Below are 22850 nucleotides of genomic sequence, written 5' to 3' on the forward strand. Positions count from 1 at the left end.
AATCTGTTAATCTAACTCGCAATGGAGCAGACATCTTGTAGTACCTGTTTTTTAGACCTTCTCTATCTTATATTTAATTGTAACCACCTACTTATAGCCAATATTATTAAGGCTATTACCCAGACTTGATTGCTTACCTATTGTTCTAAAAACAACTATGGCTTGCTGATAAGAAGATATAGCTCTAAAATATTGCTTTTTGTTACTATAGGTGAAACCTATATTATGAAGAGTTCGCCCCTCACCGACTCGATCGCTAACCTTTTTGCGTATTGCTAGTGCTTGCTGATAATATTTCAGTGCTGCATCATATTGACCAAGACTGTGATACACTAGTCCAATATTATTTAAAATTTGACCTTGCTCTTTCAGATTCTTTGCACTCTTAGTAAATGCTAGAGATTGCTGATAAAAATCAATTGCCTGATAATACTTTCCCGTCAAATCATAAATGATTCCAATATTGTTTAAGCTGGCTCCAATATATTCTGAATCACCAATTTCTTTACTAATCTTAAAGCTTTGGTAATAATATTTAATTGCCTCATCATATTGACTTTGAGACTGATATATAGTCCCTATGTTATTTAAGGTAATAAGTGTAGCTTTTCTATCATTAATTTTTTGACTAATTACCAAAGCTTGCTGATAAGAATTTATTGCTTGGGAATATTGAGACAGTTGATTGTATACTGCCCCCAAAGTATTCAATGTATACACAACCTTTTGGCTATTACCTATATCTCGATAAATAATTAAAGCCTGGTTTAACGAATTTAATGCTTGAGAGTAATTAGAAATTTGATAGTGAGTATTACCTATTGTTCTTAAACATTTTGCTACATCCGAAAAAGATGCTATTTTCTGATAAATTGCTAACGCTTTTTGAAAGGTTATCAAAGCTTGTTGAAATTGACTATTTTGATATTCATTAACCCCCTGCTTATATAATCGGTCTGCTTCTTTTTTGTTGTTCGATTTTAATAAGCTAACTTGAGCCGATATTAGTGTTTTAGCTTGTAATGAATACAGTGGTTGAATAGTAAAAATTAACAGTATTGCTGCTATAATATTAAAATATTTAAAGATAAAGAAGTGCATAATTATTTAGCATAAGCAGATAATCTCAGGTTATTCTTGAAATTGCTATATCCACATCCTACAAAATTATCTGTTAATTCAGAAACGTCTATTTTGGATCGGGATCAGGTATTATTATTATTGGATCTTTATCCCCATCGTCACTTTCTACGGGAGTCTCTTCAAGTTCAGCAATTTTAGTATTATTAAAAATATCTTCGAGGGCTTGATTATCACCAATTTCTTTATAAACTTTTATGGCTTGGCGATAAAATTTAATTGCTTTTTTTTCATGAGCTGCGCCAATAATTTGTAATGTGTCAGCAAGCTCTTTTTGATTGCCAATTTCTTGATGAATATTTAAGGCTTTGTAGTAGAATTCTAAAGCTTGGAATATTTGATTAAAAGTTTTATATACCCATCCAATATTTAATAAGGCTATTGCTTCTTTTTCTTTATCAGTTATTTCTTCCCATAGTGCTAGAGAATTTTCTAAATAATTTAATGCTGATTCTTGTTGTTGCAAGCGAGCATAAGTTACACCAATGTTATTGTAAGCACTGGCAATACCAGCTTTCTCTTTATGCTTTTTATAAATTTCTAATGCCTGTTCGTATAAATTTAAAGCAGCATTTAAATCAGAACTATCTTTACCTTGCTTTAATAATTGCTCTGCATTCTTGATAGAAGAAGTTTGAGAGCTTTCTATATCTTCCATAATTTAACTATTTTTGAGAATATTTTTAAGTAATTCTATAATTTACGTAGCAACTACAACAATAAGTTTTATTGCTACAATTCAAAGAGATTTGAGTTCTCCTATCTCTGCATCCAGTTCCTTGACTCGCTGCGCGTTACCCAATGTTTTGTGACTTTCTCGCGCTTGGATAAAGTATTTGAGGGCTGCTTTCTCATCACCAATTTCTATATACAACTCTCCCAAAGCTGCGGAAATGTGTGCTTGTTCTGGGATATCTCGTGCTGCGATCGCTAGTTTAACACCCTGAAGATATTTAATTTCTGCCAGTACATTAACACCTGTTTCCCAGTAAAGATCGCCGAGTTTTTTGTATAAAGCAGCTTCTTCAATACCACTAGTTATTATTTTTTCCAGCGTATCAATTGCCTCAGCTTTCAATCCAAAACCACTGTAAATGTAAGCTCTCGCTAACGCTTTATTCTTATCTGGAAGTTGTTTATTATTTAGTGTTGCTTTAACAATCCCCACTTCTGCTTTTGGTAATAACCTAAACTCTTGCTGAGATGCTTCTTCATCTTGGGATGATTTACCATTATCAGCTTTGATAATTAGCAAATATTCCGCACCCGCTTCCAGTTTAGGTTCTCCAGGATAAACAACCTCATGTTGGTCGAGTGTAGTTTGCCAAATTGTTTTGTCACCCTTAACCAAGCTAGCTGTGTACTGTTTAACCCCAAGGACAGAATTCCAACGCAGCTTTGGTTTATTAGTTAAAAGTGAAGTATGGCGGGGGCTAATCAAATAAGGAACATTCGCCAAACTGGGATCGCGAGGATCGCCAGTCCTAGCACGTCTGCATGTCCTACTTTGAGCAAGTATTATTTCACTGCGATCAAAGCCAAATGCTGTGTGAATGTTAGGTAGTGTTGTCAACATTACCAACAACAATAAAATAGCTGCAAACCAAACAAAAGTTTTGGTAATTCGACTTTTATTTTCCCAGTTTTTTAGTAGTTTTTTTAACTTCATCACTCAATCCCAGTATTTTCATATTTGGAAGTCTGTTGTAAAGTAGCTAGAATTTTTTGCGCTCTATTTTTCCACTCATATTCTTCTGGAGTTTTTGGTTCCAAATTAAGGCATTTATGTAAATCAGGTAGTGCTTGCTGTTTTAGTTGTTGTAATTCTAGAAGAATCTGGACGTTTAAACAGTAGGCGGAAGGCCGCATAGATGGTACAGTAATTGCCTTTTTAAGATAGGTTTGTGCCTCTTTGTAGCGTCCTAGTTCTATGTTTGCCCAGCCTAAGTTTTTGAGCATGGCATATTTAGTTTTATCTTCAGAGGCAAAAGGAAGTTCTTTTTCTAGCAATGATACTGCTTTTAGTGATTGTTTCTGTAGAATATATAATCGCGCTAAATTATTATATGCCTTATATCCTTCTTGCCAATCTTGCTCTATAGCTTTTTTGTATGCCATTTCTGCTTGATTGAAGTTCTTTTGGTCTTCGTAAAGTAAACCCAAGTTGTAACTAGGTTCTGGCATTTTTGGGTCAAAAATTAACGCTAAACGATAATACAATTCGGCATTCACCAAATTTTTACTATCCATTCCCCATTCGTTTAGTTCAAAAGCTATATCGGGGGAAGATTTCCACAAATTAAAACCTGCAAATAATAACAAACTGGTTACTATCCATTGCAATCTACGTTGAAGAGGTTTCTTCTTGCTGATTTTGTGCTTTGTGTCTAAACGACTCAAGCCTGGTATTGTAGCAACAAGCTTTGAGAAAAGTGTATTTTGTGTACTTTTTCCTAAGTACTCTAAAATTTCTTGGCAGCTTTGCGATCGCTGTCCGGGGAAAGGTGCCATCATTTGATTTATCAAGTCGGCAAATTCAGGTGAAACTTGCGTTGCATAATTACGCCAAATTAATTCACCAGTTTGGGAATTCTTGGGGAAATCAAGCGGCGATTTACCAGTAAGTAAGTATACAAAGGTACGTCCAATCGCAAAAAAGTCTGACTGTGGTACAGCATGACCTTCCGCTTGCTCTGCTGGAGTGTAACCTGGGGAAATAAGGACAGTACCAGTTTCGTTACCTTTTTGTTTTTGTAGATAACTTTCAGTAACTTCCCGTACTGCACCAAAATCAATCAGCACTAGTTGCCCATCAGGTTTGAGCATAATGTTAGAAGGTTTGATATCACGATGGAGATACTGATATTGATGCAACTTCTCCAAAATTTCTACCAGTTGGATTAACCATTCCTGGGCTGTTTGCGTGGTAATGGGTTGATTATTTTGTGCTGTTAGCCACTGTTGTAAATTACAGCCGGGAATCTTCTCCATCACCAAACAGTGCAATGGCTCACCGCCTTCAGACCAAGTAAAATATCCTTCTGGTTCTACACTGGGAATCCCAGGATGCTTAAGCCGACTGAGTAATTCTGCTTCTCGTTGAAATAAAGCGATCGCTTTTTGTTTAATTGTCAGACTTTGAAAACGCTCTAACTTCAAAACCTTTAATACTTTGGGAACACCACTATCATCCACTTCAAAAACCTGACCGAAACCACCGCCACCAATTTGACAAATAACTCGGTAGCGACCTTGAAGTAGTACTCCTGGACGAATCACGGCAGATGTAATCATTGCTTTGTTTATTCTAGTAGCAGAAGTAAATTATGTTCTGCGTATCCCACGTTAGCAAAAATATTTTCACTTACCTGTGCAAGTAAGTTTTGTAGATGCACTTCCACCGCTTTAGTTCCCATACGTAAGTATAGACGTTCTTGAATCCGTTTGAGGTGGATGTTATCATCTTCCTTAACTAAAGGGTGGTTTCTGAGTAACCTGAATTTTTCAATAGAGGTAGTTGCTATGGCTTCATTGATTTCCTGACAAATTTCTTCTATAAAGATATTTGTAACATATTTAGTTACAACAGGTTGTAAGACAAACAAAATATTAGTATCAGATGATGCTGCTTCTTTTTCGATCAGCGCTCTTCGTCCCAAAGATTCTAAAGCTGCTAACAGTTCCGAACTCGACACCCCCACCTGAAAGTTTGCTTTTAATTGAATTAGTGAAAGCGGTTGATGTGCAATTGCCAACCAGTACATAATTGCCTGTTCTAAATCTGATAAACGTTCAAAATGTTGTTGAAGAAGATTAGCAAAAATATCTCCAATTACTAAAGAACTTTGTCCCATAAATTCAGAGACATTACGGTTAAATAAATCTTTAATTGTGGTGGCAATAATTTTTAAAGCAGCCGGATGACCTCGGTAGAGTTGAATAAGTTCATCCAAAGCATTCTCTGTACCAGTAAAACCTTTTGTGACTAACAGCTGTTTAGCATCGATTAATTTCAAGCCCTTAAGTTGTAGCGCCCGAATAGGTAAAGATTCACCAGCCAGAGACGCTATTTCTATAGGTTTTTCTCGGCTAAGTAACAACAAACTACTTTTGTGGCGTTCTTGTCCCACTCGTTTGAGCAACTCTCCATAACCTTCATAACCTTGACGATAATATCCAGCTATATCTGTATCTCGTAAAATCATCTCCCAATCATCAAGTATGAGCAAACAGCGATGAGTACGTAACGTATGCACTAGGTGAGATAGTTGAGCATCTATTGTTGCTGGTATCTCTGTTTGCGATACACTTGCAAAAAAATTGTTGATATCAGTTAGTAATCTTAATAAAGATGGTGCATAACGCACACTGCGCCAAATCAAATATGTAAATTCACCTTGAGTTTGTGCTGCAAGTTTAGCTGCAAGACTTGTTTTACCGATGCCTCCCATACCCAACAATGCTACTAAACGGCATTCATCTTGTAATATCCATTGGCTGAGGGTAGTTAGTTCATCAACACGACCAAAAAATACAGAAACGTCAATAACTTCACCCCAATCTGTACAGCTTTTGGTTTGAGAAGTGATTGATTTTAAATTACTTTCTTCATTGTCAACTTCTTGGATATTGACATCCCGTTTGTAGCGCCGCAACACTGACCGAAAATTACTTTTGGTCACTTTTTCACCAAAAGCATTTGTGAGCGATCGCCACAATTGAAATCCAACATATTTAATGTATTCCGGCTGATAATCTAACTCTTCTGCAATTTTATCGTAAGTTTTCCCTTCCCATATTTTGCTAAACATATCCTGCTGAACATCGCTTAGAGATTCTGGTTTCAGGGCAGACTCTATAATTTCTATGGCTTCGTCAACTCTAATAAATGCGTCTTCTGAATTCATATTAATAAATATTTTACTCTCACAAAATAACTTTTTATAACTTTTTAAAGCTAGATTAAAAAATTATAACTTTAAACATCATAACTTTAGATAATTTTTTATCACCGACAAATTGAAAATGCTTAATTATCTTTAGTACATGAGTTGAATTAAGTTTATTTTTTTGAAATCAACTAAACTCAACTCTTTACAAAACTCAGGGGTACAACATTTATGTCTACATTCAGAAAAATAATTCCTGTATTCGGTTTAGTAACAATTGGCTTTCTATCGGCACAGATTCCAGTTCAAGCTGAGGTACAAACATCAATCGTCAGAGAGAAAAGCAGTTGTTCAGCTATCTCACACCAGAAAATTCAGAAAACTGGAAATAGCTTAATAAACAGTCTGTATTCAAAACAGCTTCAGAGGAATGCTAATAATCTTGGAGATAAAACACAAGAGATCGGTTTTCCCATTAAAAAAATTTGGTGGTGTGTTAAATGTCAGTCAGGTGGTAGAAGAAGCGTCAAAGCATATACAGAAGTAGATGCAGGATTTAAAGCGTGTGGTGTTCAAAGCTTTGGTGTAAGCAGAGGTAAATGTCCAGAAGACTAAACTTTAAATTTAGTTCTAAAAAACTCAATCTACAGTAGCTAAAGTTGCTGAACTTCGCTCACTTTTCTGGAACTGCTAATGTCAAACCAATGTCTGAATACATCAATCATCAAAATAGGATACAGAACATGAAGACTTCCATAAAATTGACTATTATTTCTTTGTCGGCCGCTATCGCTACAGTCTCTATACTTACGATGATGAATGGTTTTAATAAGTTCACTCTTGTTGAACCTGCTCAAGCGTAAATTCCAAAAGAATGTCCCTGTAATTAACAATAAAACCTGGATGGTAAACATAAAGAGTTCTTACCAATCAATTTAAACCAAACAGTCAAACTTTATTCGGAGAAAGAAGATGAAATTAATCAACAATAACACTTTGCCTTTAATGACAGCAAGCGGTGTTTTATTCGCAGGATTTATCAGCTTTCAATTTCCTGCCTTGGCTGCAAGAGTTATCGTTTTTCATGATAATTATGCATATCCATTTGAGGGAAGTACATCAGAGGAGGCTCTAGGTAAATGTAAAGCCTGGGCTAACCGAGCCAAAAAAGATCCAAATAAATGCCACGTAGTTGCAGCATATCCTTAAAACTTCAATTTGAAGTCTAAGCTAGAAATTAACCGCCTAGAAAATTGCATCATTAATTAGCAAATTTAAGGCGGTTTTTTACAAATTAATATGGGCGATATCCATTTTCAAACTTATTATTTAAATATATATGAGGTGATTTATGAAATTAAATTTACAAACTAATAATTTTTTAGTTAAATTTGTAATTAGATTAATGCAGAAACAAACAAATCTTGATAGGCAATAAACAATGCTAATACAAGAAAACATAAATCGAAATTATCAAAGTAGTTTAACTGAAGATATTCAGCGTATCCAAAATAAATACCACCTAGAGCGCCGGACTTTTATGTAATGGATTGTCCTTTGATTTGATGAAAATAATTCTAAACTCGGTAGAGCGATCGCAAACCCAACCAATAACTTGGCGATTCACAATAATTTTTTGGAGGTAATTATGATTCTATCTCATTCTCTAGCACAGATTTTAGTAGCTCTAGTATTGACTTTAGTAGTCGTACCTGATATTTCAGCAGAAGCAACAACTAGAATTGGTAACAGCCGAACTACCAGCATCAAAGTCAATAACAACAAACATGCTGAGTCTAAAGTAGATAACGGTAGAACTATTGATCAAAAGCAACCAAGCCGCAAGATATCGGGTCATCTAGTTGGTAGTAGTTGATGGTCTGGCTTAAATAGGCTCACCCATTACTATTTCCCGCATTCCCCAAAAAATTAAGTTTTGTTCAATAATTAAACGTGCTGCTATTTTCGGAAATCGGGTTTGCAGCACGTTTACTAATAAAGTGTGATCGCCACCTTTAATTGCAATCTTCCCATCAGGAAATAATTGCAACCACGCATCAATAAAATCTTTAATTCCAGCTAAGAGAGTGTAAATTACTCCACTTTGAATTGCTTCTGTAGTATTAAGCGCAAAACGTGGTGGTAGAGATGCAAATTTTCCCGTTTCTACAAATGGTAATTGTCCTGTTTGTTGACCGAGACTTGCAAATTGCAAACCTAATCCTGGCAAAATTGCACCTCCAACTAGAGACTCATTAGCATCCGCAGCTGTAAAAGTCAGCGCTGTACCAGCATCAATCACCAACATGGGGAAACCCCAAGTTTTCCCCGCACCCCACAAAGCTAAAGCGCGGTCAATTCCCAGTGTGGGATAAACATTTTTGAGTGGTACTTGCTCTAATGTAATAACGTGAGTATTTGGGTAAGTTTGCCAAATAGCAGTTTGGCTAGGAACTACAGAGGCGAGGAGGAGAGGAGGGGGGGATGAAGAAGTATTTTCTACCCTAATTTTCTGATGGGATGGAGAAATTGCCAGTAGTAAATGATCCAGGGTTTGACATTTAGCTAACTGTTGTATAACAGACTCAGCTAGATGGTCGCTATCCCAAGTTGAGTAAAGCTTTTTGCCAATCAACAACGCCCAATGTAGCCGAGAGTTCCCAATTTCCAATGCTAGCCAAATCTTCCCCATGCCCCCAATCCCTCTGCGGTTTCACACTTTTAACTTTTTTAAGCAAGCCATAGGATTTTTAATAAAAATTAACATTCAAGCCGTGTCACAATAAAATAAGAGGAAGAAATACTCATTGTATTAAGGAGGGGAGTTATGGTAGCGCTCACCGAAAAAACTGAAAAACGGCTCACCATACAGACTGTAGAGATTGCTCAAGAGACGACGGCTATTCGCTCTTTGGATTGGGATCGCGATCGCTTCGATATTGAGTTTGGTCTGCAAAACGGTACTACTTATAACTCGTTTCTCATTCGTGGAGAGCAGACAGCCTTAGTTGATACCTCCCACGAAAAGTTTCGTCAACTATATTTTGATACGCTCACGGGATTAATTAACCCAAAAGAAATAGATTATTTGATTATCAGCCACACCGAGCCAGACCATAGCGGTTTAGTTAAAGATTTGCTGCAAATCGCTCCAGAAATAACCGTTGTCGGTTCTAAAGTGGCAATTCAGTTTCTTGAGGATTTGGTACATCAGCCATTTAAGCGGCGGATTGTGAAAAATGGCGATCGCTTAGATTTGGGTAATGGTCATGAATTTGAATTCGTGATTGCCCCAAATTTACACTGGCCGGATACTATTTTCAGCTTTGACCACAAAACCAAAACTCTCTATACCTGTGATGCTTTTGGGTTGCACTATTGCTCAGATAGCACCTTTGATGAAAACTTGGCAGCGATCGAAGAAGACTTTCATTATTACTACGATTGCTTGATGGGGCCAAATGCACGCTCAGTTTTGTCTGCTCTGAAGCGGATGGCGGAACTGAAAACCATCGACATGATTGCCACAGGACACGGGCCGTTATTATCTCATAATGTTGAAGAACTAGTTGGACGTTATCGCACTTGGAGCCAAAGCCAAAGCAAGCCAGAAACAGCAGTTGGAATATTTTACGTTTCCGAATACGGATATAGCGATCGCCTCGCCCAAGCAATTGCCAACGGTATCGGTAAAACTGGTGTTGCCGTGGAAATTGTCGATTTGGGATCTGAAGTCGATTTACAAGAACTACGGGAACTAGTTAGCCGCTGTGCTGGGCTAATCGTTGGTCTACCTCCGGCTTCTGGTGCTGCGAGTATTCAAGCTGCACTCAGCACAGTTTTAGGATCTGCTAAAGAAAAGCAAGCCATCGGCATATTTGAAACTGGCGGTGGCGATGATGAACCGATAGATCCTTTGGTGAGTAAATTCCGCAATTTGGGTTTGACAACAGTTTTTCCAGCGATTCGGATTAAAGAAACACCTACGGAAAATACTTACAAGCTGTGTGAAGAAGCGGGTACAGACTTAGCTCAATGGGTAACACGCGATCGCAGCATCAAAGCGATGAAATCTCTTGGTGCTGACTTAGATAAAGCATTAGGTAGAATTAGCGGCGGACTATATATCATCACTGCCAAAAAAGGCGATGTATCCAGTGCTATGTTAGCCTCCTGGGTTGCTCAAGCTAGCTTCAAACCATTGGGATTTTCCATTGCAGTCGCCAAAGATCGGGCAATTGAATCACTTATGCAGGTAGGCGATCGCTTTGTTCTTAACATCTTAGAAGAAGGCAATTTCCAACCATTAATGAAGCACTTTTTGAAACGGTTCGCCCCTGGTGCAGATCGTTTTGAAGGTGTGAGAACTCAGCCAGCCGAAAATGGTGCGCCTATACTCAACGACGCTCTCGCCTACATGGAGTGCGAAGTCACCAGTAGAATGGATTGTGGCGACCACTGGGCAGTATACAGCACAGTCTACGCTGGACGGGTTTCTAAGCCAGAAGCTTTGACTGCTGTCCATCACCGTAAAGTTGGTAATCATTATTAGGGACTGGGGACTGGGGACTGGGAAAAAGTTTCCAAATACCTAATCTTCATTGACCCTTATCCCCTTTAGGTACGCCGAGTTCCCCAGTACCCAATCCCTAATCCCCAATCCCCAATCCCCAAGAAAGCTATGTCACAAAATAAACCCCGTGATGTTCAAGTTTGTCCAATAGCTACAGATACGAGAATACTGCGATCGCGCAGTTGGTCAAGGCTCAGATTTGAAATTGAATACGCTCTTGCTAAGGGTACAACTGCTAATTCTTATTTAATCGAAAGCGATAAAACTGCCATTATCGATCCTCCTGGGGAAACGTTTACGCAAATTTATTTAGAAGCTTTACAGCAACGTTTCCATTTTGAAGATTTAGATTATGTAATTTTGGGACACGTAAATCCTAACCGCGCCGCAACTTTAAAAGCTTTGTTGGAAATTGCCCCGCAAATCACCTTTGTGTGTTCTAATCCAGGGGCGATAAATTTACGTGCAGCGCTGGAAAATCCAGATTTGCAAATTCTTGTGATGCGGGGCGAAGAAACCCTAGATTTAGGTAATGGGCATAATTTACAATTTATTCCCACCCCCAATCCCCGCTATGCAGATCAACTTTGCACCTACGATCCACAAACAGAAATTCTGTACACAGATAAGTTATTTGGGGCGCACGTCTGTGGAGATCAGGTATTTGATGAAGGTTGGGAAGTATATAACGAGGATCGGCGCTATTATTTTGATTGCCTCATGGCTCCCCACGCCCGTCAAGTTGAAACAGCGCTAGATAAACTTGTCGATTTTCCCGTGAGAATGTATGCCAATGGGCATGGGCCTTTGGTGCGCTATGGCTTAATTGAACTGACTAAAGCTTATCGGGAATGGAGTCAACAGCAAACATCTGCTGACTTGACAGTGGCGTTAATTTATGCATCAGCTTATGGTAATACAGCCACATTAGCCCAAGCGATCGCTCGTGGCATCACCAAAGCTGGTGTCGCTGTAGAATCAATTAACTGCGAATTTACTGAACCAGAAGAAATTCGGGCAGCTGTGGAAAAAGCTGGTGGTTTCATCATCGGTTCTCCTACCCTTGGCGGTCATGCACCAACACCTGTACAAACAGCTTTAGGAATTGTCTTATCCACCGCTACTAACAATAAACTCGCCGGTGCTTTTGGTTCCTTTGGCTGGAGTGGAGAAGCGGTTGATTTAATTGAGAGTAAATTAAAAGATGCTGGCTATCGATTTGGTTTTGATACCATCCGCGTAAAATTCAAACCCGACGATGCCACTTTACAATTATGTGAAGAAGCTGGAACTGACTTTGCCCAAGCACTGAAGAAAGCAAGAAAAGTGCGATCGCAGAGTCTTCCTGCGACAACTGTAGAACAAGCAGTTGGTCGGATTGTCGGTTCTCTTTGCGTTCTCACAGCAAAAGAAGGCGATCGCTCCAGTGCCATGTTAGCCTCTTGGGTATCTCAAGCCAGCTTTAATCCACCTGGTTTAACTATCGCCGTCGCCAAAGACCGCGCAGTAGAAACACTGACACATACAGGGAACAAATTTGTCCTCAATATTCTTAAAGAAGGCAATCACTTGGGCTTGATGAAGCACTTCCTCAAACCTTTTGGCCCAGGACAAGACCGATTTGCTGATGTCGCCACTCAAGAAACTGAAAGCGGTTCTCCCATACTTACGGATGCCCTAGCATATCTCGAATGCTCCGTACAAAACCGGATGGAATCTGGCGACCACTGGCTAGTTTATGCGACTGTGGAGAGTGGCAAATTACTAGATACTGATGGCGTTACAGCTGTGCATCATCGCAAGTCGGCAACTCATTATTAATTGGACATGGGGCATTGGGCAAAACAGTTCCGATAGCGGATAGCTAGTATTCCAATGCTATCCGTATCATCAGTGCCCGTCTAGCTACTCGAAAGGAACGTGAAGATTATGAACGAAACACCTTTTGAAAAATCACAAAATTCTGACGATGAGCTTCAGGCTGAGTATCGCTTCGATTATCAAAAGGCAAAGCCTAATCGCTTTGCTGCCCGTAGTGGAACGCAACAATTAACAGTTGTGGTCTTAGATGAAGATGTGGCTCAGGTTTTCACCACACCAGAATCGGTTAACAAAGTGTTAAGGGCGTTAATTGAGTCAATGCCACAAGCAGCAAACGGTGAGACAGCATAATAATCTCGTTGCATCGCAAGAAGCCGTCTTATTTTGATAATCCAACGCTCTCTGTTAGAAATTATTGCCATGACTTTACGTGAACTTGAAGATCAAGCACTGAAATTATCTGCCGAGGATCGTTGGCAGTTAATCAATACATTAGTGCGATCGCTCCAACCAAAACTTCAGCCAACATCAAAGCCGAAAGGTTTAGCTGCAAGTTTAATCGGCATTGCCAAGACTGACACCGTGCCACCTACAGATGAAGAAGTGAAAGCCATGCTACATGAGCGGTTGGTGCAAAAGTATCTGTAATGCGAGTTTTATTTGATACGAATGTTCTGCTAGATGCTTTGCTAGCGCGTGAACCTTTTGTTGAAGATGCTGCTTTTTTGCTAGAGACAGTTGAATCGGGGCAAGTTGAAGGATTTATATCGGCAACAACGGTTACGGATGTACATTATTTGGTTGGACGGCAGACCAAGAGTACTAAAGTTGCAATTGCCGCAGTGACTCAATTGTTGATACTGATGGAAATTTGTGCGGTGGATCGCAGTGTGCTAGACCAGGCAATCGCATTGGGGTTGACTGATTTTGAAGATGCAGTGCAGGTAGCATCTGCGATGAAGTTGGGGTTGGAGGCGATCATTACCCGCGATCTAGATGGATTCATAGGTTCGCCGATTCCAGTACTTTCACCTAAAGATATGAGAAATCGATTAATCTAACAGAATGGGTGAGAAGTTTTGGGGGAAGGTAGGACTGACGCATAAGAGATCCTACAACCCCCGTAAAAAAAAGTTAGCTCTTAGGGCTGTAGTTATTTGCTAAAGCTGTAAATTTGCTGTGTTTCCAAGCGATCGCTAATCGATGAAGGCAGTGTACCATCGGTGAATATCTGCCGATCTAGTTGGACTTGTAAATTACTCAAAGGATCGCAACCAGAAGAAATCAGAAATTCTAGTTTCTGGATGTATGGCAAAGTAGCGAGGTTATCCAGAATTTGAAAGACCGCCTGTACATAAGGATGACCATCTTGGCGATACCAATCACAGCTAGCAACTTTTGCCTGATCAAAACCCAAGTGTACTGTTAAAGATGGCTCGTCAAATATAGCGATCGCTAAGGGACGTGCTTCTTCCTGCAATAATAAATCATTACTTGTCGCTAAGTGTCGCAGTTTTTCTAAGCGTTCATAGCGTTCCGTCACCGCTTCCGGGTCATCTTGCCAGTGGATTGCTACTGTTACTAGATAAGTTTGTAACAGCATGTGACCCAGCTTTTTCGCCTTGGTTGCCAGGTAATAGGAATTGTACTCGGTTGCCTCAATTAACAACGGTAAGCGATCGACTACTTCCAAACCATAGCCCTTGACTCCAGCAATTTTACGAGGATTATTGGTAATCAGGCGAATCTTTTTGATGCCCAAATCCATGAGCATTTGTGCCCCCATCCCGTAGTCTCGCAAGTCAGCGGGAAATCCTAAACGCTCATTTGCTTCTACTGTATCTAGCCCCATATCTTGCAACGAGTAGGCTTTCAGCTTATTAATCAAGCCGATTCCCCGTCCTTCTTGGCGTAGGTATACAACTACACCTTGACCAGCAGCCTCAATCATTTTTAGTGCAGCTTGTAACTGCATCCGACAGTCGCAGCGCAAAGAACCCAAAGCATCACCAGTTAAGCATTCTGAGTGCATCCGCACCATCACAGGCTCATCTTTGAAGTTAGCTGGATCGCCCTTGACAATTGCAACGTGTTCTGTATTATCCAGAGTATGGCGGTAGGCGTAAATTTCAAACTGGCCGAATTGACTAGGAAGTTTGGTAATCACCTCACGATACACTAAGCGATCGTGCTGTAGGCGATAACTGATTAAATCCGCAATACTAATAATTTTTAAATTGTGACGTTTAGCATATTCAACTAACTGCTGTAACCGCGCCATTGAACCATCGGGGTTTTGAATTTCACAAATTACCCCAGCTGGGTATAGCCCTGCTAGTCGAGATAAGTCTACAGCCGCTTCCGTATGCCCTGCGCGTTTAAGTACGCCTCCAGCCTTAGCTCGAAGGGGAAAAATATGACCAGGGCGACGTAAATCGGTGGGTTTTGTGGCTGGATTGAGAGTAACCTGGATCGTGCGGGCGCGGTCTTCGGCTGAGATGCCTGTGCTGACGCCTAATTCTGGCCCGGCATCAATACTGACAGTGAAAGCAGTTTGGTTAGTATCTGTAATGTTGCTTACCATCAAAGGTAAGTCTAGCTCGTCTAGGCGATCGCCTGTCATTGCCAAACAAATCAGCCCTCTGGCTTCCACCGCCATGAAATTAATCGTGTCGGGTGTGGCAAATTGGGCAGCACAAATCAAGTCGCCTTCATTTTCTCTATTTTCATCATCTACCACTACAATGACGCGACCAGCTTTTAGGTCTGCTAAGGCGGCATCAATCGAATCAAATTTAAAAGCTTGGGTAGTATTAGGCTGTGACACAGAAAGATTTCCAGCTATAAACGTAAATTTTTTTTACAATTTCTCCTTTTAGATTGTAGCTCCTTTATAAGGCAGAGAAGTAGACTAGCATTAACAATTCAAAATTCAAAATTCAAAATTAAAGACATTCCAGACGTTCGCGTAGCGTCTCGTAGAGAAGAGAAGTGCCTTGCACGGGTTCCCCGCGTTGTGGCAACTGACGCTCCTCCGTCGCTCATAGCGTTGCCATGCCGTTGGCGCAGCCTCTCGTAGAGAAGGCTTTACGCTAGCGCTAACGGGGGATTTAGCGAGAAACGCGGTCTTGGGCTTTGCCCAAGTGGAGCGATTTCTCAAGATAAACCCCGACTGAAATGGCTGCTACATGTAGATATAGGGGTCTTAAACCCTTTAATTTACAATAATTTGATCGCGTGACAAGAATTTATGTCATTAAAAGTAGGGATAAAGTGCAGCGACAGTAAAGGATGAGATGGATGAAGAATAATTTACTTCCTCTGCTCCCTCATCTCCCCGTTTTGTGCGCTACGCGTCTAGTCGCTGATATTGTTGATAGCTGAGAACGAATTAACCATTCATGGGATAAGGATTTCAGATCATGGGCAAATTTAGACGCGTACCCGTTGGGATTGTTGGCGCGTCGGGCTATGGCGGAGTACAGTTAGTACGACTACTGATGGATCATCCAGAAGTCGAACTGGTTTATTTAGGTGGTGAGAGTAGTATCGGGAAATCCTTCGGGGATCTCTACCCGCATCTAGCTCATGCAACTAACCTGCTAATAGAGGCTGTAGAACCAGAAATAATTGCTCACCGCTGTGAAGTAGTTTTCCTGTCTTTACCAAATGGTCTGGCTTGCCAAATCGCGCCGAAACTGTTGGAAAAAGGATGTAAAGTCATAGATTTGAGTGCAGACTATCGGTTTAGTAATTTGACAACTTATACAAATTGGTATGGCATTGAGAGAAGCGATCGCACAATTGCAGCGACAGCAGTTTATGGATTACCAGAACTTTATCGCGATCGCATTGCCGAAGCTCAACTCGTTGGCTGTCCTGGTTCCTATCCTACTGCTAGTCTTCTTGCACTTTCGCCACTCTTAAAGCAAGGTTTAATCGTACCAGAAACAGCTATTATCGATGCCAAGTCCGGCACATCTAGCAGTGGACGACAGCCTCAAACCAACTTATTACTAGCTGAAGCAGACAACTCAATCGCAGCTTTCAACGTCGGTCGTCACCGTCATACCCCAGAAATTGAGCAAATTTGCAGTGATTTAGCTGGTCACGAACTCATGATTCAATTTACACCGCACTTGATCCCAATGGTACGCGGGATTTTGGCAACGGTATATGCGAAAATGAGCGATCCTGGTCTAGTGCGAGATGACTTAATCACAATTTTCTCAGCCTTCTACCGTAACTCTCCTTGGGTAAAAGTTTGTGGTAGTGGTATTTACCCCCAAACCAAATGGGCTAACGGCAGCAATCTTTGTTATATCGGTGTAGAAGTTGACCCGCGCACAGGTCGCGTAATTGTCATGTCAGCAATTGACAATCTAATTAAAGGACAGGCGGGCCAAGCTATTCAGTGTCTAAACCTGATGATGGACTGGGATGAAACCTTGGGGTTGCCCAAGTTGGGGTTTTATCCTTAATCAGTGCTGAGTACCGAGTGCTGAGTGCTGAGTGAAAAAATTACTTAGCACTCAGCACTCATTGCTCAGGACTTACTTTGGCCCTAACCCCACAGCACCAGCATAAACGGCGCGATCGCCTAGTTGATCTTCAATTCGCAGCAAGCGATTATATTTTGCTACGCGTTCGCTGCGACACAGAGAACCTGTTTTGATTTGACCGGCACGGGTTGCTACAGCTAAATCAGCGATCGTTGTGTCTTCGGTTTCACCAGAACGATGGCTAATTACTGAACGGATACTGTTACGAGTTGCCAAATCAATCGTTTCTAAGGTTTCGGTAAGTGAACCAATTTGATTGAGTTTAATCAAAATGGCATTAGCAGCTTTTTCCTGGATGCCTCTTTGTAAGCGGGTGGCATTGGTAACAAACAAATCATCCCCTACTAACTGCACCCGCGAACCTAACTTCTGGGTGAGTAATTGCCAACTTTGCCAATCTTCTTCGTGCAAGCCATCCTCAATTGACACAATGGGGTATTGGTCAACTAGTTGTCCTAAATAATCAATAAACTCAGCCGGGGCGTGAGGTTTACCATCGTAAACGTACTGCCCATTCTTGTAAAATTCGCTAGCCGCTACATCCAACGCCAAAGCGACTTCTTCCCCTGGTTTGTAACCAGCTTTCTTAATGGCAGCAACCAACAATTCCAAAGCTACTTGATTGGACTCTAAATTAGGGGCAAAACCGCCTTCATCGCCCACACCAGTAAGCAAACCCTTTTCATCTAATACCTGACTAAGAGTAGCAAACACCTCTGCACCCCAGCGCAATGCTTCCCGGAAGGAAGTTGCGCCAATTGGGACAATCATAAATTCTTGAAAATCCACGTTATTTGATGCGTGTGCGCCACCATTAATCACGTTCATCAACGGCACTGGGAGCAAATTCGCTAAAGGACCACCCAAATAGCGATATAGAGGAATTTCTAGAGATTCGGCACCAGCTTTAGCAGCTGCTAAAGAAACCCCCAAAATCGCATTAGCGCCCAAATTGGATTTGTTAGCAGAACCATCGATCGCAATCATTGTGCGGTCTAGCAATTCTTGATTTAGGACATCCAAGCCTAACAATTCCGGTGCAAGTGCTTCTTTGACGTTTTGTACTGCCTTGAGTACACCTTTGCCCCCATAACGGCTTTTATCGCCATCACGCAGTTCATGAGCTTCAAAAGTGCCAGTAGATGCACCACTGGGAACCTGCGCCAGTCCTACAACACCGTTGGCTAAATGTACTTCGGCTTCAATTGTCGGTCTACCGCGTGAATCAAGAATTTCACGGGCTGCGATCGCCTCAATGGCAGTATCTAGAAATTTACTCATCTGTAGTTTATCCTTTATTCGAGTGTGTTACGCATCCAGTCCAGTTGCCTAACCCAATCGTTAGCTTATGCTGTTAAGAGGCTTTCTTGGCTGAGATTAAAGAAGATTTCCATTATAGGGATAGGGAGCAATGCCAAGAATGGGTAATTGTTTATCCTGTCCTTTAGACTTTTAATTCTTTCTGTGACAGCATTTTTACCTTAAGACTTTGAGCTAGGTAAAATGTTGGCAGAGAATAACACTAAATCAATTACAGAGAAAAGGTCAATATGCGATTACTACACACAATGCTGCGGGTGGTCAATCTTGAAGAGTCCTTAAAGTTCTACTGTGAAGTTCTAGGAATGAAACTGCTGCGACGAAAAGATTATCCAGGAGGAGAATTTACTCTCGCCTTTGTTGGCTATGGTGATGAAAGCAACGAGGCGGTGATTGAACTAACCTATAACTGGGGAGTGGAAAAGTACGAATTGGGTAATGCTTATGGTCACATTGCCCTTGGCGTTGATGATATTTATTCTACGTGTGACGAAATCCGCAGTCAGGGCGGTAAAGTCGTGCGTGAACCAGGGGCGATGAAACATGGTTCGACAGTAATTGCTTTTGTGGAAGATCCAGATGGATATAAAATTGAACTGATTCAACTGGGAACTCAAGGATCAGCAGTCAAACAGGAATCACAAGAGCAACTTGTGAGTCAGTAATTCTTATAAGGTATAAAGGATTTCCAAAAAATCAATTATCCGCTAGGGTGGAATGTCACTTACCAAGCTGGGTTTAGATCCCCGACTTCTTGAAGAAGTCGGGGATCTGGGCAGTAAGTTTTGCTTAAGAGATATATTAAAAAGTTGAACTAGACGCCGCGAGATTGATTATTCCCGCCCACTGTCGTCAAACCTCGAAGCGCGAGACTTACCCTTTTTTGGCGGGTTAGGGGATCTCTTCTGCGTAAATCCTATTAGTATTACCTCCATACTGTCGTTGATGAGTAACACTAATCGCGTAGGCGTAGCCCATCGTAGACATCACTCCAATCACAACATCATCTGCTAAAGTCCACTCATAACAGTATTTTCGTTTTAAATTAGAAAATAGGTAATCGATTAAACTATCACCAATTACCAATCTAAAATTGCCACCGGAGATACACGCGGACATACGCTGAGAATGTTTGGATAATTAGGGACTGGGGACTAGTACCGCAAGGCGGAATTCAAAATGACGCTCGCCGCACACTCGCTCTAAGCGTTCGTGCAGCGTCTCGTAGAGAAGCCATGCCGTTGGCGGAGCCTCTCATAGAGAAGGCTTTACGCTGCGCTAACAAAATTCAAAATTAATACAGCGTAAGCGTTTCATTGATTTTGAATAGGTGGTTTATTTACGCCGTATTGTACTAGGGAAAGATTTTTCCAATCCCCAATCCCCAATCCCCGATTCCCAATCCCTACTCCTAAACTAAAAATTCAAATTTCAAAATTCTAAAGATGCAACCTACAGATCCGAATAAATTTACTGATAAAGCCTGGGAAGCAATTGTTAAATCTCAGGATATAGTTCGTGCTTATCAACAACAGCAACTAGATGTTGAACATTTAATTATTGCCCTGTTAGAAGAACCCACTAGTCTAGCAATACGCATCCTGGCGCGATCTGAGGTCGATCCAATCCGCTTGCAACAGCAGCTAGAAGCCTTTACCCAACGTCAGCCCAAAGTTGGTAAAAGCGATCAACTTTACCTTAGCCGCAATTTGGATATTCTACTAGACCGAGCTGAAGAAGCTAGAGTTAGGATGAAAGATTCCTACATTTCCGTAGAACATATACTATTAGCCTTTGCTGAAGACGATCGCATTGGACGAAAGATCCTCAAAGGCTTTAGTGCGGATGCCGCTAAACTAGAAGCTACGATCAAAGCCGTTCGCGGTAGCCAAAAGGTGACAGATCAAAGCCCAGAATCCCGCTATGAAGCTTTACAAAAATTTGGCAGAGATTTGACAGAACAGGCAAAAGCGGGAAAACTCGACCCGGTGATTGGGCGGGATGACGAAATTCGACGGGTAATTCAAGTCTTGTCTCGTCGTAGCAAAAATAACCCCGTATTGATTGGTGAACCTGGGGTAGGTAAAACTGCGATCGCCGAAGCTTTGGCACAGCGGATGGTAAACGGTGACGTTCCCGAATCGCTAAAAAATCGCCAACTCATCTCTTTAGATATGGGTAGTTTGATTGCTGGAGCCAAATACCGGGGTGAATTTGAAGACCGTCTAAAATCTGTTCTCCGGGAAGTTACGGAATCTAACGGGCAAATCGTCCTGTTTATTGACGAACTGCATACCGTAGTCGGTACAGGTTCCAACCAACAAGGGGCAATGGATGCCGGAAATCTGCTCAAACCGATGCTGGCGCGGGGAGAACTGCGTTGTATTGGCGCTACTACCCTCGACGAGTTCCGCAAACACATAGAAAAAGATGCCGCCCTAGAACGCCGCTTTCAGCAAGTATTTGTGGATCAGCCAACGGTGGAAAATACTATTTCCATTCTGCGGGGATTGAAAGAACGCTATGAAGTGCATCACAACGTCAAAATTTCTGATTCGGCTTTGGTAGCAGCAGCAACCCTGTCAGCGCGTTATATTAGCGATCGCTTCCTACCAGATAAAGCCATCGACTTAGTAGATGAAGCAGCAGCCCAGTTAAAAATGGAGATTACTTCCAAACCAGCCGAATTGGAAACCATCGATCGCCGCCTCATGCAGTTAGAAATGGAAAAACTGTCGTTAGCTGGCGAAGAAAAGGGTACTCCCCAAACTAAAGAACGTTTAGAACGAATTGAGCAAGAAATCGCCAATTTAACCGAAAAACAGCTGACATTTAACGAGCAATGGCAAGGTGAAAAGCAGATACTTGAGGCTATCAGCGCCTTAAAGAAAGAAGAAGATGCGCTGCGAGTGCAAATAGAACAGGCGGAACGTGCCTATGATCTCAATAAAGCTGCCCAATTGAAGTATGGCAAATTAGAGGGAGTACAACGCGATCGCGAAGCCAAAGAAGCGAGCCTTTTAGAAATTCAAAACCAAGGTTCCACGTTGCTGCGAGAACAAGTCACCGAAGCCGATATTGCTGAAATCGTCGCCAAGTGGACAGGAATCCCCGTTAATCGCCTATTGGAATCAGAACGGCAAAAATTACTGCAACTAGAAAGTCATTTGCATCAACGAGTCATTGGACAAGAAGAGGCTGTAGAAGCAGTAGCAGCCGCAATTCGTCGGGCCCGTGCGGGGATGAAAGATCCCTCTCGTCCCATTGGTTCATTTTTGTTCATGGGCCCCACAGGTGTAGGCAAAACCGAACTCGCCCGCGCATTAGCTCAGTTTCTCTTTGATTCTGATGATGCCTTGGTGCGCTTAGATATGTCTGAGTATATGGAAAAACACTCAGTTTCTCGGTTAGTGGGTGCGCCTCCAGGATATGTAGGCTATGAAGAAGGCGGTCAACTTTCCGAGGCAGTTCGCCGCCGTCCTTACTCAGTGGTGCTGCTAGATGAAGTGGAAAAAGCGCATCCCGATGTGTTTAATATTTTATTGCAAGTGTTAGATGATGGGAGAATTACTGACTCTCAGGGAAGGACAGTAGATTTTCGTAACACCGTCATTGTCATGACCAGTAACATAGGTAGCGAACATATTTTGGATGTATCTGGTGATGATTCCAAATATGAAACGATGCGGAAGCGGGTAATGGATGGGTTGCGATCGCATTTCCGCCCCGAATTTCTCAACCGCGTCGATGATATTATTCTCTTCCATACCTTAAATCGCACAGAAATGCGGCAGATCATCCGTATTCAACTCAAGCGAGTAGAAAATCTCCTCCGCGAACAAAAAATCTTCTTTGAGATATCCCAATCAGCTTGCGATCACCTTGTTGAATCAGGTTATGACCCAGTTTACGGTGCCCGTCCACTCAAACGGGCAATTCAGCGAGAAGTAGAAAACCCCCTCGCCACTAAGTTATTGGAGAATACTTTTATCTCTGGAGACACGATTATCATTGACAAAAATGAAAACGGTCTGTCTTTTAGTAAAAAAGTGCTGGTGAAGGTGTCAGTACCACAGATTGCTACATAGCATCTGGCAAATTCAATGAGAGACATTTCTCTTTAATGTCAACTTACATTGGTTAAGTTGGAATGGCACTAAGTTAAGACACAGCCCTTGCCCTAACTGGTTCCCAGCCTGGAGGCTGGGAACGAGGCTACACAAGCTTTCGAGCTTTTCTTAGTGCCATTCGGTTAAGCTGTTGGACGTTTAACCTGCATATTGCCTGGAATTAAAACTCTTGTGGGGTGGGCAAGATGCCATTGGTGTCAACTTAAGCTGGAAATAGATTATCTGTTGGCTTCCATGCCCGCCCGGAAATAAATTTCTGGGCTAATAGCTTAAGTCTACTGAAGTAGACTGGAGATTTTTAGCGATATTTAGTCATCTTCAGATGACTTTAGCTATGAGACGGGAATTTCAATTCCCGGCGGACGAGCTCACGTTAAGTTGACACCAATGAACAATGCTGTGCCCCTACAAATAA

20 protein-coding genes are annotated in these 22850 nt (G+C 41.4%); 11 read left to right on the plus strand and 9 right to left on the minus strand.

The window, feature by feature from the left end:
- Positions 1 to 87 precede the first annotated feature (87 nt).
- The 5 genes from V7L07_RS30230 to V7L07_RS30250 all read right to left on the minus strand — a co-directional run bounded on the left by V7L07_RS30230 (position 88) and on the right by V7L07_RS30250 (position 6047).
- Entirely contained in the window at positions 88 to 1101 is a 1014-nt protein-coding gene (locus tag V7L07_RS30230) for a tetratricopeptide repeat protein (protein ID WP_335062995.1), read from the minus strand.
- An 88-nt stretch (positions 1102 to 1189) separates the two neighbouring features.
- A complete protein-coding gene (locus V7L07_RS30235; RefSeq protein ID WP_335062997.1) occupies positions 1190 to 1798 on the minus strand; it encodes a tetratricopeptide repeat protein in 609 nt (202 codons plus the stop codon).
- Positions 1799 to 1879: 81 nt separating this feature from the next.
- Positions 1880 to 2809, minus strand: a complete 930-nt coding sequence (locus V7L07_RS30240) for a tetratricopeptide repeat protein (RefSeq protein WP_335062999.1) — start codon at positions 2807 to 2809, stop codon at positions 1880 to 1882.
- Positions 2809 to 4434: a serine/threonine-protein kinase gene (locus V7L07_RS30245; protein ID WP_335063001.1), complete on the minus strand. Its 1626-nt coding sequence runs from the start codon at positions 4432 to 4434 to the stop codon at positions 2809 to 2811. The genes V7L07_RS30240 and V7L07_RS30245 overlap by 1 nt, the downstream gene beginning before the upstream one ends.
- An 8-nt stretch (positions 4435 to 4442) precedes the next feature.
- The gene (locus tag V7L07_RS30250; protein WP_335063002.1) at positions 4443 to 6047 is read right to left on the minus strand and encodes an NB-ARC domain-containing protein; all 1605 of its coding nucleotides are present in this window, start codon (positions 6045 to 6047) and stop codon (positions 4443 to 4445) included.
- A gap of 213 nt (positions 6048 to 6260) precedes the next feature.
- Between V7L07_RS30250 and V7L07_RS30255 the strand changes: the two genes are divergently transcribed.
- The 3 genes from V7L07_RS30255 to V7L07_RS30265 all read left to right on the plus strand — a co-directional run bounded on the left by V7L07_RS30255 (position 6261) and on the right by V7L07_RS30265 (position 7905).
- Positions 6261 to 6644, plus strand: coding sequence for a hypothetical protein (locus V7L07_RS30255; protein WP_335063004.1), 384 nt, complete (start codon positions 6261 to 6263; stop codon positions 6642 to 6644).
- A 357-nt stretch (positions 6645 to 7001) separates the two neighbouring features.
- The gene (locus tag V7L07_RS30260) at positions 7002 to 7238 is read left to right on the plus strand and encodes a hypothetical protein (protein ID WP_335063005.1); all 237 of its coding nucleotides are present in this window, start codon (positions 7002 to 7004) and stop codon (positions 7236 to 7238) included.
- 439 nt (positions 7239 to 7677) lie between these two features.
- Positions 7678 to 7905: a hypothetical protein gene (locus V7L07_RS30265; protein ID WP_335063006.1), complete on the plus strand. Its 228-nt coding sequence runs from the start codon at positions 7678 to 7680 to the stop codon at positions 7903 to 7905.
- Positions 7906 to 7914: 9 nt separating this feature from the next.
- Here V7L07_RS30265 and V7L07_RS30270 read toward each other — a convergent pair whose 3' ends face one another.
- Entirely contained in the window at positions 7915 to 8721 is an 807-nt protein-coding gene (locus tag V7L07_RS30270; protein ID WP_335063008.1) for a pantothenate kinase, read from the minus strand.
- Positions 8722 to 8856: 135 nt separating this feature from the next.
- Between V7L07_RS30270 and V7L07_RS30275 the strand changes: the two genes are divergently transcribed.
- From V7L07_RS30275 to V7L07_RS30295, 5 genes are all read left to right on the plus strand, one after another.
- Positions 8857 to 10581 (plus strand): diflavin flavoprotein, encoded by a 1725-nt coding sequence (locus tag V7L07_RS30275; RefSeq protein ID WP_335063009.1) that lies wholly within the window; start codon positions 8857 to 8859, stop codon positions 10579 to 10581.
- Between the two features lie 129 nt (positions 10582 to 10710).
- Complete coding sequence (locus tag V7L07_RS30280; protein WP_335063011.1) at positions 10711 to 12423, plus strand: diflavin flavoprotein; 1713 nt, start codon at positions 10711 to 10713, stop codon at positions 12421 to 12423.
- 108 nt (positions 12424 to 12531) lie between these two features.
- Entirely contained in the window at positions 12532 to 12774 is a 243-nt protein-coding gene (locus tag V7L07_RS30285; RefSeq protein ID WP_289796790.1) for a hypothetical protein, read from the plus strand.
- A gap of 69 nt (positions 12775 to 12843) precedes the next feature.
- Positions 12844 to 13071, plus strand: a complete 228-nt coding sequence (locus V7L07_RS30290) for a hypothetical protein (protein ID WP_335063013.1) — start codon at positions 12844 to 12846, stop codon at positions 13069 to 13071.
- Positions 13071 to 13484 (plus strand): type II toxin-antitoxin system VapC family toxin, encoded by a 414-nt coding sequence (locus V7L07_RS30295; RefSeq protein ID WP_335063015.1) that lies wholly within the window; start codon positions 13071 to 13073, stop codon positions 13482 to 13484. Before V7L07_RS30290 ends, V7L07_RS30295 begins: the two co-directional genes overlap by 1 nt.
- 92 nt (positions 13485 to 13576) lie before the next feature.
- On the opposite strand, the gene ribBA is transcribed toward V7L07_RS30295, so the two are convergent.
- Positions 13577 to 15250, minus strand: coding sequence for a bifunctional 3,4-dihydroxy-2-butanone-4-phosphate synthase/GTP cyclohydrolase II (gene ribBA / locus V7L07_RS30300; protein ID WP_335063017.1), 1674 nt, complete (start codon positions 15248 to 15250; stop codon positions 13577 to 13579).
- Between the two features lie 595 nt (positions 15251 to 15845).
- Between ribBA and argC the strand changes: the two genes are divergently transcribed.
- Entirely contained in the window at positions 15846 to 16904 is a 1059-nt protein-coding gene (gene argC / locus V7L07_RS30305; RefSeq protein WP_335063019.1) for an N-acetyl-gamma-glutamyl-phosphate reductase, read from the plus strand.
- Positions 16905 to 16976: 72 nt separating this feature from the next.
- On the opposite strand, the gene eno is transcribed toward argC, so the two are convergent.
- Entirely contained in the window at positions 16977 to 18266 is a 1290-nt protein-coding gene (eno, locus tag V7L07_RS30310) for a phosphopyruvate hydratase (protein WP_335063021.1), read from the minus strand.
- A 269-nt stretch (positions 18267 to 18535) separates the two neighbouring features.
- On the opposite strand from eno, the gene gloA reads away from it, so the two are divergent.
- Positions 18536 to 18970 carry a lactoylglutathione lyase gene (gene gloA, locus V7L07_RS30315; protein ID WP_335063023.1) on the plus strand — a complete coding sequence of 145 codons (435 nt, stop codon included), beginning with the start codon at positions 18536 to 18538 and terminating at the stop codon, positions 18968 to 18970.
- 226 nt (positions 18971 to 19196) lie between these two features.
- Here gloA and V7L07_RS30320 read toward each other — a convergent pair whose 3' ends face one another.
- Positions 19197 to 19424 carry a hypothetical protein gene (locus V7L07_RS30320; protein ID WP_335063024.1) on the minus strand — a complete coding sequence of 76 codons (228 nt, stop codon included), beginning with the start codon at positions 19422 to 19424 and terminating at the stop codon, positions 19197 to 19199.
- Positions 19425 to 19750: 326 nt separating this feature from the next.
- Here V7L07_RS30320 and clpB point away from each other — a divergent pair, with 326 nt between their 5' ends.
- Positions 19751 to 22393 (plus strand): ATP-dependent chaperone ClpB, encoded by a 2643-nt coding sequence (gene clpB / locus V7L07_RS30325; protein ID WP_335063025.1) that lies wholly within the window; start codon positions 19751 to 19753, stop codon positions 22391 to 22393.
- Positions 22394 to 22850 lie beyond the last annotated feature (457 nt).

Origin of the sequence: Nostoc sp. (assembly GCF_036916985.1) — a bacterium.
In the GTDB taxonomy this organism is placed as follows: Bacteria; Cyanobacteriota; Cyanobacteriia; order Cyanobacteriales; family Nostocaceae; genus Nostoc.